The organism is Halomonas sp. A3H3 (genome assembly GCF_000982975.1).
Lineage (GTDB): Bacteria > Pseudomonadota > Gammaproteobacteria > Pseudomonadales > Halomonadaceae > Vreelandella > Vreelandella titanicae.
In genome coordinates, this window is the sequence record NZ_HG423343.1 from 1,311,262 (window position 1) to 1,324,528 (window position 13,267).

Consider the following 13,267-nt stretch of genomic DNA (forward strand, 5'->3'; position numbering starts at 1 on the left):
CTGCGTATTCTCTGTGGCGGGGCTAAATACGTCGGGTATAGAAGTTGCTTGCCATGCCACCGGCAAGAGGTTGCAGGTTAGCCGATTCGGTGTGCATCTCGTGGAAATGGAGCCGGGGCCGTGGGATATAGTCCTTGCTGAGCCTACACTCCAGGCAATGCTACCGCTGATCTTCTCGATAATTTACGTGGCACTGCAATGGTTGCTAGGCTTTATCTTCCCTCGCCAAAAACCTCGTTCCAATGAAACGTTGGAACATTAATAAGTACCTATCCATATATAACATTTATCGTAAGCAATAACTTACGCCCACCCGCGGCTTCCACAACCGCTTATGTGAACAATCAGGCAAACTGTCTTCTCCTTTCGGAACGACGAGAGCACGCCGAGACACTGGCAGCACTGTTGGCCGCTGGCACTGCAATGGATACTAGGATTTATTTTCCCTCGCCAAAAACCTCGTTCCAATGAAACGTTGGAACATTAATAAGCACCTATCCATATATAATATTTATCGTAAGCAGTAACTTACGCCCACCCGCGCCTTCCACCGCTTATGTGAACAACCAGGCAAACTGTCTTCTCCTGACGGAACGACGAGAGCATGCTGAGACATTGGCAGCGCTGCTGGACGCTACGCTAAATCCATAACGTCGATTGTGTTGCGTGGTGGGATGCGTGTAAGAGAACGCCAGGCGGCGGAAGCGCAGTTACATGTTACATAAAGCTCAGGTTATCGTTGCAACTGGCAAATACATCGGAGAAGGTTTTGACTTGCCTCGGTTAGACACGCTGTTTTTAGCCCTGCCCATCGCCTGGAAAGGAACGCTGTCGCAGTACGCTGGCCGGATCCACCGAGCGGTTGAAGGCAAGCAGGAAACCACTGTCTATGACTACCTTGATACTGGCCTGCCAATGCTTGAACCCATGTTCCGAAAACGCAAGAAAGGCTACAGGGCAATGAGGTATCAGCTGGCCTCTTCCGAGCAAAATATGCTCCAGTAGAGTTAAACTATCATACGACAAAAACGCCACAATAAATGGCTCAGCTGTAGCGCTGCTAGCTATAAATTACGTGGATTAAAGAGAGACTCCAGCAACCTTACTTTGGAAACGTGTCATCATTTGGCTCCTATTGGCTAACGACAGAGCCAACTGTATCTACTATGGAGAAATTGGGGGCTAGAACCGAAACGGAGTAATGACGATTAAAGGTAGTGTAGCCTTTAGCTACCTCAATGATGAGGGTAAGTGGTAGAGGTCAACTAACTCCGATCAGTAACATGAAGGTATTACGCGGACGAAAGCAGCTTAGCGCAAAAAAACACCTTACCCTGCATCACCGGCCAGGGGTTGGAGGTGATGTTTCTGCTCTCTGGTTTTAACCCCTTTGGCCAGTATATCCAGACCCAGACTGAAATTTGGACGATCGCTTTGGCTTCTTGGTCGCCGGGCAGCCCCCGAGTGAATGATTGATTATTTTTTTAAGCGGTGGGGTGAAATTGCTTCAGATAATTCAGGCTTGAATAACCCTCTTGCTTTTCAACATTCAATCGCATTCACAGCCAGCCCTCCCATCGAAGTTTCTTTATATTTTTCTTGCATATCTGCGCCTGTGTCACGCATGGTGCGAATGACTTTATCCAGAGAAATAAAGTGTTCCCCATCACCCCTTAATGCCATTTGTGCAGCATTAATCGCTTTTACCGAGGCGATGGCATTTCGCTCAATACAGGGTACCTGCACTAATCCACCCACGGGATCGCAAGTCAGTCCCAGGTTGTGCTCCAGTCCAATCTCAGCGGCGTTTTCCACCTGAGCTACGCTACCGCCCATCAATTCGGCGAGGCCAGCGGCGGCCATGGCGCAGGCTGAACCGACCTCACCCTGGCAGCCTACCTCGGCGCCGGAGATAGAAGCATTTTTTTTGCATAAGACACCCACAGCGCCAGCGGTAAGCAGAAAGTCAACCACGTCACGCTCGTCGGCACCCTTACGAAATTGCATGTAGTAGTGCAGCACGGCGGGGATGATGCCTGCCGCGCCATTGGTGGGTGCGGTGACCATTCGCCCGCCGGCGGCGTTCTCCTCGTTGACCGCCAGGGCATACAGGTTGACCCAGTCCATGGCCGACATGGTCGAGGCGATCAGCGAGTGGTCGTCCTTGCTAGCCAGCATGCACTGGTATAGGGTTTTGGCGCGGCGGCGGACGTTGAGCCCGCCGGGCAGAACGCCCTCGGCTTCCATGCCCTTCTTGACACATGCCTGCATAGACGCCCAGATCGTCAGCAGCCCGTCACGGACCTCCGCCTCGCTGCGCCACACCTTCTCATTCTCCAGCATCAGCTCGCTGATGCACAGGCCACTCTCCCGGCACATGCGCATCAGGTCGTCCGCGGTCTGGAAGTTGTAGGGCAATTGGGCCGCATCGGCATCGAAATCTCCCTTTACCGCCTGAGCCTCGTCGATGACGAACCCGCCGCCCACCGAGTAGTAGGTATTGCGATAGAGCTCGCTGCCGTGATCGTAGGCAATCAGCCGCATGGCATTGGGGTGGTGTGGCAGGCAGTCAGGGTGGAACTGCATGTCACGCCGCCACAGAAATGGCACACTGTGGCGGCTATCCAGGCGCAACGTCTCGGACGCCTGCACTTCCTCGATGTAGGAGTCGATCAGGGCTGGATCGATGCGGTCCGGCCGCTCGCCCATCAGCCCCATAATCACCGCGCGGTCAGTACCATGGCCGATACCAGTGGCTGAGAGAGAGCCGAAAAGCTGGATCTCAAGGCGCGTGACGCGCTCTAGCAATGACCGGTCGTTGAGTTCACCGACGAAGTCGAAGGCGGCCCGCATGGGACCCACTGTGTGCGAGCTTGAGGGCCCAATGCCGATTTTGAACAATTCAAAAACGCTAATTGACATGCTTCTCACCCTTTAAAATAATTGTAGTTATATGTGTTAGCGATCAAATACAACGGTGCGTTTTGCATGTAAGAAAACGCGACGCTCCACGTGGAGCGCTACCGCCCTAGCCAGGGTCAAACACTCGACATCGCGCCCCTTGGCCACCAGATCCTCCGGGTAGTCGGTATGGCTGACCGGCTCCACGCCCTGGGTGATGATCGGCCCTTCGTCCAGGTCGTCGTTGATATAGTGGGCAGTGGCACCAACTAGCTTGACGCCCTTTTCATAGGCCTGATGGTAAGGCCGTGCGCCTTTAAAGCCTGGCAGCAGCGAATGGTGGATATTGATGGCGCGGCCGCTGAGCCGCTCGCACATCTCGCTTGAGAGTACCTGCATGTAGCGGGCAAGGATCACCAGCTCGGCGCCGGTCGCCTCGACCACCTCCCATATCTGAGCCTCCTGCTTGGCCTTGGTCTGAGCCGTGATCGGGAAGTGGTGATAGGGGATATCGTGCCACTCCGCCAGGTTCGCCAGGTCTGGGTGGTTGGAAACGATGGCACGGATCTCGATGGGCAGCTGGCCGATGCGGTAGCGATAGAGCAGGTCGTTGAGGCAGTGATCAGCCTTGGAGACCAGGATCACCACCGGCATCCGAGAGCCCGGAGCGGTCAGTTCGAAGGTCATGCCAAATTCGGCGGCGCGCTCGGCGAAGCCGGCCTCGAAGGCCCCAGCGTTGAAGTCCTCATCCACCGGCCGGAACTCGGTGCGGATGAAGAAACCGCCGCCCTGCCGGTCATCGAAGGAGTGCTGCTCTGTGATGTAGCAGCGGCTCTCTTTGAGGAAACGCGTCACCACGTCCACGGTACCGAGCCGGCTCGGGCATTGGGCCGCGAGGATCCAACTACTTTCTTTGGGGCCCATCACGCTATCTCCCTTGTTATAGTTAGCCTAAAAATTCCACGTGGATTTTTCATCAGACGATCAGAATCCAGGTATCGGCTCTATTATTTATTGAAAAAGCATCACCACACGGTCAGGCAAAAACAAAATACTTGCGAACGGTTTCTACGACCTCCCAAGTGCCTTTAAAACCAGGCTCAACGATGAAGATATCACCGGCTTTCAGGTGGATCGGCTCGCCATCTTCCGGTGTCAAAATGCAGTACCCTTCACGAAAATCGCAGTATTCCCATTTTTGGTAATCTACCGCCCACTTGCCTGGCGTACAGATCCAAGTGCCCATCGTCTTAGTCCCATCTGCCGATGCGTAAGCATTGAGATTGACGGTATGGGGGTCACCAGACATCTTTTCCCAGGAGCTGGCATCTAAAAGCACTTCTGGCTGTGCGTTACGCAGTAACTTAATCTTGTCGGTCATTATGTTTTCCTTAAAACGTCTTGTTTATCAGATCGAATATCCAGAACGCGACGGCGTTGCCGCTCCCCTACTCGTAGCAAGTAACGAGCAGAGGAGCGGCCTTGCTCAGCGTTCTACACCAATGCCATATTCACTTCCGGCGTCCAGGATCCAGCGGTAGCAGTAGTCGGCGAAGCTGCGCCGCAGCACCAGCTCCCAGCGTTCTTCAGTGGGGCGGCGCAGGATCAGGTTCGCCTTGGCAAACACCGTAGTGACCCCCTTGCCCACCGGGAAAGCGTCCGGGTGGACGTCATAGGGCGTTGACTTCATCAGGAGCTCCCGGGCCATCTCACCCTCAAGCTCGATCAGAGTCTGGCCGCCGCTGACGTTGACGATGGCGTAGTGGGCATCAGCCAGGGCCCCGCGCAGTTTGCCCTCCAGGGAGAACTCCTCGCCGCCGGGGACGATCACGAGCCACTCGTCAGGCGACAGCCACTGGATCGAGCGCTCACCGCTCTCATCTCGGGTCAGGCCGTTGGGACGACCCGGCAGGCCGAAGCCAAGTACCCGGTGGACGGCCTCGTCGAGGACGATGGCGCCGCCGCGTAGGATCAGGTGACCAAGCATCGCGCGCTCGCGCAGCACCACGCGGCTCTTCTGGCTGACGCTCGGCCGGCTGGCCTTGTGGTAAGCCCAGGCCAGCGGCGACTCGGCCGACACCTCGGCCGCGGGGCGCGCATCATAGAGGTTGAACCAGGTAGCAGTTTGCTCAGACATGCTGGCGCTCTCCCTTGGGGTCGTAGAAGATCGGGCCGACGATTTCCGCGGCGTGGGTCTTGCCGTCGGCCATGGGCAGGTAGACAGTCTCGCCCATGCGCGACTGGCCACCCTTGACCACGGCGAGGGCGAAGCCGCTCTTGAGCGTCGGGCTGTAGTAGCTGGAAGTCACATGCCCCACCATAGGCATGGGAATCGGATGGTCAGGGTCGAAGACGATCTGGGCGCCCTCCTCCAGCACCACCGACGGGTCCCTCGGCTTGAGACCCACCAACTGCTTGCGGTTTGTGCGCCGCGTATCGGAGCGCGACAGGGCCCGCTTGCCCACCCAGGAATGGGGCTTGTCGTAGCCGATGGCCCACTGCATCCCCAGGTCCTCCGGGCTCACCGAACCGTCGGTCTCCTGGCCGGCGATGATGAAGCCCTTTTCGGCCCGTAGCACGTGCATGGTCTCGGTTCCATAGGGTGTGAGGCCGTACTTCTCGCCGTGCTCGAACAGAGTCTTCCAGACGTGCATGGCGTAGTTGGCCTGGACGTTGATCTCGTAGGCGAGCTCGCCGGTGAAGGAGATACGGAAGACCCTCGCCGGCACCTCGGCCACCTTGCCCTCGCGCCAGTCCATGAACTTGAAGGTGTCACGATCAAGATCGATATCGGTGATCTCGGCGAGCAGATGGCGCGCCTCGGGCCCAGTCACTGTCATGGTCGCCCAGTGGTCGGTCACCGAGGTGAAGGTGACGTCGAGCTCGGGCCACTCGGTCTGGTGCCAGAGTTCTAGCCACTCCATAACCCCAGCAGCACCGCCGGTGGTGGTGGTCATCAGGAAGTGGTTCTCGCCCAGGCAGCTGGTGGTGCCATCGTCCATCAGCATGCCATCGTCCCGGCACATCAGTCCGTAGCGGGCGCGGCCAACCGCGAGCTTGGCCCACTTGTTGGTGTAGATGCGGTTCAGGAACTCCCGGGCGCCCGACCCCTGAATGTCGATCTTGCCAAGCGTAGAGGCGTCGAGGATACCGACCTTCTCGCGTACCGCTAGGCACTCGCGGGCCACCGCCTCCGCCATACTCTCGCGTTCGCCGTTAACGGCTTCGGCGCGTACTTGTGGGAAGTACCAGGGGCGCTTCCACTGGCCAACGTCTTCAAACTCGGCGCCGTGCTCCGCGTGCCATTGGTGCAGGGCGGTGTAGCGCTCGGGGTCGAACAGCTCGCGGCAATGGCGGCCGGCGATGGCGCCGAAGGTGACGGGCGTGTAGTTGGGTCGGAACACCGTGGTGCCCACCTCAGGGATCGACTTGCCCAGGCAGCGCGCGGCGATGGCCATGCCGTTGATGTTGCCCAGCTTGCCCTGGTCGGTGCCAAAGCCCATGGCGGTATAGCGTTTGACGTGCTCGATAGACTCAAAGCCCTCGCGGGTGGCCAGTTCGATGGCTGCCGCAGTGACGTCGTTTTGTAGGTCGACGAACTGCTTGGGCGCGCGCAGAGTTGGCTTCTCGTGGGGCACCTGATAGAGCGCACAGGCCTTGCCTTCGCGGCGGGCATCGACCTGGGGCAGCTCGACGCTGCCGGCCGACTGACCAAGCGCGTCCAGCGCCTTTGTCGCTGCAGAAACGCCATCGGCCAACCCCTCGGCCAAGTCGTGGACGCCACGGGCACTGCCGGCGGCGTGCACGCCCTTCACCAGGCTGGGCACGAAGCCGAGGAGCTCGTCGTTCCAGGTCGGCCGGGCACCGGTATGGGAGGCCAAGTGGATCACCGGGCTGTAGCCGCCGGAGGTGGCGATGGTGTCGCAGACCAGCGTCTCGGCTTGGCCGGTGACCTTGAAGGCAGAGGCATCGATGGTGGCCACTCGGGCACCGCTCACGCGCGCACTTCCCTTGGCTTCGAGCACGGCCGAACCTTCGATGATGCGGATGCCGCGGGCGCGGGCCTGTTCCACCAGTTCGCCGCCTGGCGCCTGGCGGGCATCGACAATGGCCACCACCTCGCGGCCGGCCTCATCCCAGTCCAGGGCGGCGCGATAGGCGTGGTCATTGCTGGTGGAGAGCACCAGCTTGTTGCCCGGCACCACGCCATAGCGGCGGATATAGGTGGAGACGGCTCCGGCAACCAAGTTGCCTGGCACGTCGTTGCCGGCGTAAACCAGCGGGCGCTCGTGGGCACCGGTGGCCAGCAGCACCTGGCCAGCGCGCAACCGATGCAGCCGCGATCGGGAAGAGCAGACGCCGTCGACCACCGGCGCGGTCTCGCCGAGATGCTCGGTGCGCCGCTCGTGCAGGGTCACGAAGTGGTGGTCGTGGTAGCCGTGGGCGGTGGTGCGCGGCAACAGGGTGACATTGTCGAGACTGGCGAGTTCTTCCAGCACCTGTGCAACCCACCGGGTGGCCGGCTGGTGATCGAACAGCTCACGGCTGTCGAGCAGCGAGCCGCCCAACTCCTCCTGCTCGTCGCAGAGGATCACCCGGGCGCCCCCGCGTGCCGCGGCCAGCGCCGCGGCCAGGCCGGCGGGACCAGCACCAATCACCAGCAGGTCGCAGTGCTGGTTGAAGTGGTCATAACTGTCCGGATCACGCTCCATGGGGCTGCGGCCTAGGCCGGCACCCTTGCGGATGAACTTCTCGTAGGTCATCCACATAGAGGCCGGGGCCATGAAGGTCTTGTAGTAGAACCCCGGCGGCATGAAGCGTCCGCCCAGCTTGCCGACCAGGCCCATTGCATCGCGTTGGACGTTGGGCCAGCCGTTAGTACTGCGTGCTACCAGGCCGTCGAACAGGGCCTGCTGGGTGGCACGCACGTTGGGCACCTGGGCCGCCTCGGTGCTGCCAAGCTGGATCAGCGCATTGGGCTCCTCGGCGCCGGCGGCAACGATTCCGCGGGGGCGGGAGTACTTAAAGCTGCGGTTGACGATGTCCACCCCGTTGGCCATCAGCGCCGAGGCCAGGGTGTCGCCAGCATGACCCTGGTAGCGCTTGCCGTTGAAGGTGAAGCTCAGGGTACGAGCACGATCGATGCGCCCGCCCTCACGAAGACGATTCGGCTGTTGCAACGACTGGTTCATGCCTTGACTCCTTCCTGACGCGAGACCGCTTCCGATTCGGCGGCCACTTTATCGGCGGCGACTTTATCGGCAGGCTTGCCCTCGGGATGCTCGGCGGTGAAGCGGGGCTGCTCACCGTTCCGGTAGGTCGCGAGAATCTCGTAGGTTACGGTGTTGCGCGTGATGTTGAAGAACTTGCGACAGCCGACGGAATGCACCCACAGCTCGTGGTGAATCCCTCGTGGGTTGTCACGGAAGAAGAGGTAGTCGCCCCACTGCTTGTCAGAGCAGGCCTCGGGGTCCGCTGGGCGGGCGATATGCGCCTGGCCCTTGGGGTGGAACTCCTCTTCCTCGCGGTGCTCTTCGCAGTAGGGGCAGTAGATGAGAAACATGGGGTTGCCTCCTTAGTGAGCAACGCCGGCCGCACCGTGCTCGTCGACGAGAGCACCGGTGTGGAAACGGTCGATGGAGAACGGAGCCGCAAGCGGATGGGTCTGGTTCTTAGCCAGGGTCCAGGCAAAGACGTGACCCGAGCCTGGGGTGGCCTTGAAGCCGCCAGTGCCCCAACCGCAGTTGAAGTAGAGCCCTTTCACGGGAGTGGCGGAGAGAATAGGACAGGCGTCTGGGCAGGTGTCGACAATACCGCCCCACTGGCGGTTCATGCGCACACGGGAAAATATTGGGAACATTTCCACAATAGCCTGCAGTGTATGTTCAACGGTGGGATAGCTGCCGCGCTGACCGTAGCCGTTATAGCTGTCGATGCCGGCGCCAATCACCAGGTCGCCCTTGTCGGTCTGGCTGATGTAACCGTGCACGTGGTTGGACATCACGACAGTATCAAGAATCGGCTTAAGCGGTTCGGAGACTAAGGCCTGCAGAGGGTGAGACTCTAAAGGCAGCCTGAAACCCGCCATCTTGGCCAAGACGCCGGAGTTGCCCGCGGCCACGCAGCCAACGGTCTTCGCCTCAATGTCGCCGCGGTTGGTGTGAACCCCGTAGACGCGACCGTCACGGATCTTGAAGCCGGTGACCTCGGTGTTCTGCAGCAGGTCGACGCCGAGGGCGTCGGCGGCCCGAGCATAGCCCCAGGCCACGGCATCGTGGCGCGCCACCCCGGCACGCGGCTGCCAGGAGGCACCCAGCACCGGGTAGCGGGCGTTCTTCGAGCAATCCATGATCGGCACCAGTTCCTGCACACCCTTGGCGTCCAGCACTTCGCCGTCGATGCCGTTCAGGCGGTTGGCATTGACCCGGCGCTGAATATCGCGCATGTCCTGCAGGGTGTGGCCCAGGTTGAGCACGCCCCGCTGGGAGAACATGACGTTGTAGTTGAGGTCTTGGGAAAGCCCTTCCCACAGTTTCATCGCATGTTCATAGAGCGCCGCGGATTCATCCCACAGATAGTTGGAGCGCACGATAGTGGTGTTCCGCGCGGTATTACCCCCGCCGAGCCAGCCCTTTTCGACCACGGCCACGTTGGTGATGCCGTGCTCTTTGGCCAAGTAGTAGGCGGTGGCTAGGCCATGGCCGCCGCCGCCAACGATGATCACGTCATACTGTTTCTTGGGGATGGGGTTGCGCCATTGGCGTTCCCAATTTTCATGATGACTGAGCGCGTGCTTGGCCAGTCCGAAGCCTGAGTAGCGTTGCATGAATCTCTCCTGATGCGTGAAGGCGATTACAGCTTGGAAGAGGCCATCTCCTTGGCCTCGAGCTCATCGGCTGGCTGAGCGGAATAAACCGGATGGCGCTCGCAAATTTCAGCGACCTTTTCACGGACCTCACTTTCAACGGCCTCAGTGCTGCCCTGCTCTGCAAGGACATCCAGGATGTCGCAGATCCAACTGGCTAATTCGGCGCATTCGCTTTCATCGAACCCACGTGTTGTAGCGGCAGGCGTGCCGATACGCAGGCCAGAAGTGATGAAGGGGCTCTCAGGATCGTTAGGCACAGCATTTTTATTGACGGTAATATGAGCCCGCCCGAGTGCTAAATCAGCGTCCTTGCCGGTGATGCCCTGTTTGATCAGAGAGACCAGGAAGAGATGATTATCGGTGCCTTTGGAGACAACATCGTAGCCGCGATCCATGAACACCTTGGCCATAGCCCGAGCGTTGTCGATCACACGCCGCTGATATTTCACAAAATCCTGACTCATAGCTTCTTTAAACGCGACCGCCTTAGCGGCAATAACATGCATTAACGGACCGCCCTGCTGACCAGGAAAAACCGCGCCATTTAGCTTTTTATAGAGAGCGGCATCCCCATGGTCAGAAAGGATCAGCCCACCACGCGGACCGCGCAATGTCTTATGAGTAGTGGTAGTCACCACGTGAGCATGGGGGATAGGGCTCGGGTAATGGCCAGCAGCAACTAACCCAGCAACGTGAGCCATATCGACCATCAACCATGCGCCGACTTCGTCAGCGATGTAGCGGAAGCGGCGCCAATCGACCACCCGAGCGTAGGCAGAGAAACCGGCAATGATCATCTTCGGTTTGTGGCTACGCGCCAACCGCTCGACCTCTTCGTAGTCGATCTCACCAGTTTCCAGATTCAGCCCATACTGCACGGCGTGGTAGTGTTTCCCGGAAAAATTAGGCGCGGCGCCGTGGGTCAAATGCCCCCCATGCGCTAGGCTCATTCCTAACACAGTGTCGCCAGGTTTGATGAGTGCCATGAATACCGCTGCATTAGCCTGAGCACCCGAATGAGGCTGCACATTGGCATACTCAGCACCAAACAAATCGCAAGCACGACTTATCGCTAACTGTTCGACCACATCAACATGCTCACAGCCGCCGTAATAGCGCTTGCCGGGATAGCCCTCTGCGTATTTATTCGTAAGTACCGTGCCCTGGGCCTCGATAACAGCACTACTGGCATAGTTTTCAGAGGCAATTAGTTCAATATGCGCTTCTTGCCGAACAACCTCCGCAGCGATGGCCGCAGCAATTTGGGAATCAAAAACTGAAAGAGAGGAATGGTTCATGGAAAAGTCCTTTATTGTTGGATTCTGACAAATGCCCCATAGCTACAATCTATTTTCGATAGCGACCAAGAGCCAATTAAAATGACAAATGACGTGATAAGTGGTGACTAAACGATGTGGCGTTACAGCCAAACGATCGTCTAACTACGAAAAGGGCAAACTCTCGGCACATGAACGCCCCTATAAAGCTGGACACTCCCTATAAACCTGAACCCCCCTTGTAAAGTTAAATACCCCCTGTAAAGTTGAACGCCCAATCCAACCTTCAAGGAGTTTCTATATGGTACAAGTACGACGATCAGTTCAAGGTACTGGTGGTATATTAATATCTAAGTAGATTTCAGCATGAAGGAAACAATAAAATAACTATAACTAGCTTATTTCATTGCCCGGTGATGAATGAAGAATAATCGTTAAAGCGGCACTTTCGGATTGCGCCAGACGCGTCGTCGCAGAGAAGCCCTATCAGGGCTATATGGGGGATATGGGGGATATCACCTATATACCGACATGGGAGAGGTTCATCCGTGAGAGATATCTGATTCCAACATTTCTCGAAAACTTCAGTTCAAGCACTTATAAGGCCTGAGTCCTTAGTAGTAACGGACTCAGGCCATGAGAGCCAACGGTGCGAACCGTTTTGTAATTGATATCAGTTCAGGAGCTGCAAAAATAGACTCCAGAATAGATAAGCGGCATCAGGTTAGCTGAATGAATTTGCGCCTTCTGGTCACTAATGAAACACCCACATAACAAGCAGCCGAGACGACGCACCCGGTCAATGGGCCGATTAACCAGCCCACATCGGAGAAGAGCATCATGTAGCCGCTAATGAAAAAGCCCGCCAGCATAGCCGTGAGAGCGCCCCATGCACTACCCTGCCAGAAAGTGGATATGAACACTGGACCGATCATGCTGGCTAGCAGGGTGCCAGACCCGAGTATACCCAGCCAGGAGAGCATGAATGGCGGCGCATAGAGCATCATCAATAGGGCCACTATGCCCAATACCAACACTGCCAGACGGTTGATCATCAGCGCCTGCCCCATGCCTGCTTTCGAGCCGAACAATGACAGACGTAAATCGTGGGAGGTCGCCGAGGCCACAGTGTGTAGCAGAGAGTTAGCAGTGGACTTCATTGCGAAAATGATGAACAGCGTGATGACTCCCTGGATGACTGGGTGCATGAAGCGCTCAAGGTAGACCGGCATGGCCATATCGGGATCCGCCAGATCGGGCACTTGCATGCGCACATACAAACCTACGATTGGAATCAGGCTCAGCAGCGCCCCAAGAATGGCCACGTAGACTCCCACTTTGTGTAATTTGACGTCGGGCTTCATGGCCAGGAAGCGCACCGCCATGTAGGGAAGTACGGAGGCGAACAGGAAGGCGTATGGCAACACTAAGAACACCGTACCGATGGAGTCACCATAGTGCGCCCCCGTGGTTGGGTTGAGAAGCTCTGGGTCTATGGCATTCAGCGATGCTTCCCACGTGCCAATATCTACCGAGGTAAGCATTTGCACCAGGATGATCACAGCTGCTAAGGCCATACCGCAGACCATCACGGTATCCGTCCAAGCCACCGCCGCAAGCCCCCCCATCATGGTGTAAACAATGATCACTGAGACCATCAAGAATGCACTTTGATTGAGTTCGATACCTAGCCAGCCAGCGCCCAGTAGGCCTACGGCCTTTATCTGACTCGTCAGGAACACCAGCAGCAGTAGGATAGTAATGAAGGCAGAAACACCCTGTAGCACCCTCCCCATAGCACCACTGCCGTGGCTTTGTGCGATATACTCGGGGATTGTGTTACTGCCCATTTCGAGAGCACGATGCTGGAGGAATTTCGCGAAGTAGAGTACGGCTATCATCATGGCCGGAGCAAAGAAGAAGTTGCCCAGTACTTCTATGGCCCCAAACTGGTAAGTTACTCCGGGGGAGCCCATGAAGCCCCAGCCGCTGAATCCCGTCGCTACGATGGTACCCGCCGCCACGAAGGGCCCAAGTGAGCGCCCCGCCAACAAAAAACCACCCTCTTCGCTTTTGTTCATGTATTTTGAGGATAGGTAGCCAAGATAGATCAGTAGGCCAAACGTGAGGGTCAGTAGTCCCCAGTTGAACATCTTATAGACGTCCATGATCACCTCCTTATCGAGTTGTTAGAGTTTGTTCTTTTCAACTCCCTACGGAG

The 13,267-nt window shown here is 57.7% G+C and carries 11 protein-coding genes; 2 read left to right on the plus strand and 9 right to left on the minus strand.

The annotated features are described in order from the left end of the window. Together HALA3H3_RS27290 and HALA3H3_RS05675 are read left to right on the plus strand one after the other, a co-directional pair. On the plus strand, nucleotides 1-262 hold a 262-nt coding region (locus HALA3H3_RS27290; RefSeq protein WP_238326069.1), incomplete at its 5' end, for a hypothetical protein. Nucleotides 263-714: 452 nt separating this feature from the next. After that, nucleotides 715-1,005, plus strand: a complete 291-nt coding sequence (locus HALA3H3_RS05675; RefSeq protein WP_022520349.1) for a hypothetical protein — start codon at nucleotides 715-717, stop codon at nucleotides 1,003-1,005. Nucleotides 1,006-1,542: 537 nt separating this feature from the next. On the opposite strand, the gene HALA3H3_RS05680 is transcribed toward HALA3H3_RS05675, so the two are convergent. The 9 genes from HALA3H3_RS05680 to HALA3H3_RS05720 all read right to left on the minus strand — a co-directional run bounded on the left by HALA3H3_RS05680 (nucleotide 1,543) and on the right by HALA3H3_RS05720 (nucleotide 13,214). Further along, nucleotides 1,543-2,922: an L-serine ammonia-lyase gene (locus HALA3H3_RS05680; protein ID WP_022520350.1), complete on the minus strand. Its 1,380-nt coding sequence runs from the start codon at nucleotides 2,920-2,922 to the stop codon at nucleotides 1,543-1,545. A gap of 36 nt (nucleotides 2,923-2,958) precedes the next feature. Further along, nucleotides 2,959-3,825, minus strand: coding sequence for a formyltetrahydrofolate deformylase (gene purU / locus HALA3H3_RS05685; RefSeq protein ID WP_022520351.1), 867 nt, complete (start codon nucleotides 3,823-3,825; stop codon nucleotides 2,959-2,961). A gap of 112 nt (nucleotides 3,826-3,937) precedes the next feature. Further along, on the minus strand, nucleotides 3,938-4,282 hold the full coding sequence (locus HALA3H3_RS05690) for a cupin domain-containing protein (RefSeq protein ID WP_022520352.1): 345 nt from the start codon (nucleotides 4,280-4,282) through the stop codon (nucleotides 3,938-3,940). A gap of 105 nt (nucleotides 4,283-4,387) precedes the next feature. Further along, nucleotides 4,388-5,038: a sarcosine oxidase subunit gamma gene (locus HALA3H3_RS05695; protein WP_022520353.1), complete on the minus strand. Its 651-nt coding sequence runs from the start codon at nucleotides 5,036-5,038 to the stop codon at nucleotides 4,388-4,390. Then, nucleotides 5,031-8,093, minus strand: a complete 3,063-nt coding sequence (locus HALA3H3_RS05700) for a sarcosine oxidase subunit alpha family protein (protein WP_022520354.1) — start codon at nucleotides 8,091-8,093, stop codon at nucleotides 5,031-5,033. Before HALA3H3_RS05700 ends, HALA3H3_RS05695 begins: the two co-directional genes overlap by 8 nt. Continuing rightward, nucleotides 8,090-8,464: a sarcosine oxidase subunit delta gene (locus HALA3H3_RS05705; protein ID WP_022520355.1), complete on the minus strand. Its 375-nt coding sequence runs from the start codon at nucleotides 8,462-8,464 to the stop codon at nucleotides 8,090-8,092. Before HALA3H3_RS05705 ends, HALA3H3_RS05700 begins: the two co-directional genes overlap by 4 nt. Nucleotides 8,465-8,476: 12 nt before the next feature. Then, nucleotides 8,477-9,727 (minus strand): sarcosine oxidase subunit beta family protein, encoded by a 1,251-nt coding sequence (locus HALA3H3_RS05710; protein WP_022520356.1) that lies wholly within the window; start codon nucleotides 9,725-9,727, stop codon nucleotides 8,477-8,479. Between the two features lie 26 nt (nucleotides 9,728-9,753). After that, the gene (gene glyA, locus HALA3H3_RS05715; protein ID WP_022520357.1) at nucleotides 9,754-11,067 is read right to left on the minus strand and encodes a serine hydroxymethyltransferase; all 1,314 of its coding nucleotides are present in this window, start codon (nucleotides 11,065-11,067) and stop codon (nucleotides 9,754-9,756) included. Nucleotides 11,068-11,765: 698 nt separating this feature from the next. Next, nucleotides 11,766-13,214 carry a sodium:solute symporter family protein gene (locus HALA3H3_RS05720; protein ID WP_022520358.1) on the minus strand — a complete coding sequence of 483 codons (1,449 nt, stop codon included), beginning with the start codon at nucleotides 13,212-13,214 and terminating at the stop codon, nucleotides 11,766-11,768. Between the last annotated feature and the right edge of the window lie 53 nt (nucleotides 13,215-13,267).

What these genes read in the sequence shown, in the direction of transcription:
- HALA3H3_RS05705 (WP_022520355.1), bottom strand. Translation starts at nt 8,464, where the DNA reads ATGTTTCTCATCTACTGCCCCTACTGCGAAGAGCACCGCGAGGAAGAG.
- HALA3H3_RS05675 (WP_022520349.1), top strand. Translation starts at nt 715, where the DNA reads ATGTTACATAAAGCTCAGGTTATCGTTGCAACTGGCAAATACATCGGA.
- HALA3H3_RS05700 (WP_022520354.1), bottom strand. Translation starts at nt 8,093, where the DNA reads ATGAACCAGTCGTTGCAACAGCCGAATCGTCTTCGTGAGGGCGGGCGC.
- HALA3H3_RS05710 (WP_022520356.1), bottom strand. Translation starts at nt 9,727, where the DNA reads ATGCAACGCTACTCAGGCTTCGGACTGGCCAAGCACGCGCTCAGTCAT.
- HALA3H3_RS05695 (WP_022520353.1), bottom strand. Translation starts at nt 5,038, where the DNA reads ATGTCTGAGCAAACTGCTACCTGGTTCAACCTCTATGATGCGCGCCCC.
- HALA3H3_RS05680 (WP_022520350.1), bottom strand. Translation starts at nt 2,922, where the DNA reads ATGTCAATTAGCGTTTTTGAATTGTTCAAAATCGGCATTGGGCCCTCA.
- HALA3H3_RS05690 (WP_022520352.1), bottom strand. Translation starts at nt 4,282, where the DNA reads ATGACCGACAAGATTAAGTTACTGCGTAACGCACAGCCAGAAGTGCTT.
- HALA3H3_RS05720 (WP_022520358.1), bottom strand. Translation starts at nt 13,214, where the DNA reads ATGGACGTCTATAAGATGTTCAACTGGGGACTACTGACCCTCACGTTT.
- purU (WP_022520351.1), bottom strand. Translation starts at nt 3,825, where the DNA reads ATGGGCCCCAAAGAAAGTAGTTGGATCCTCGCGGCCCAATGCCCGAGC.
- glyA (WP_022520357.1), bottom strand. Translation starts at nt 11,067, where the DNA reads ATGAACCATTCCTCTCTTTCAGTTTTTGATTCCCAAATTGCTGCGGCC.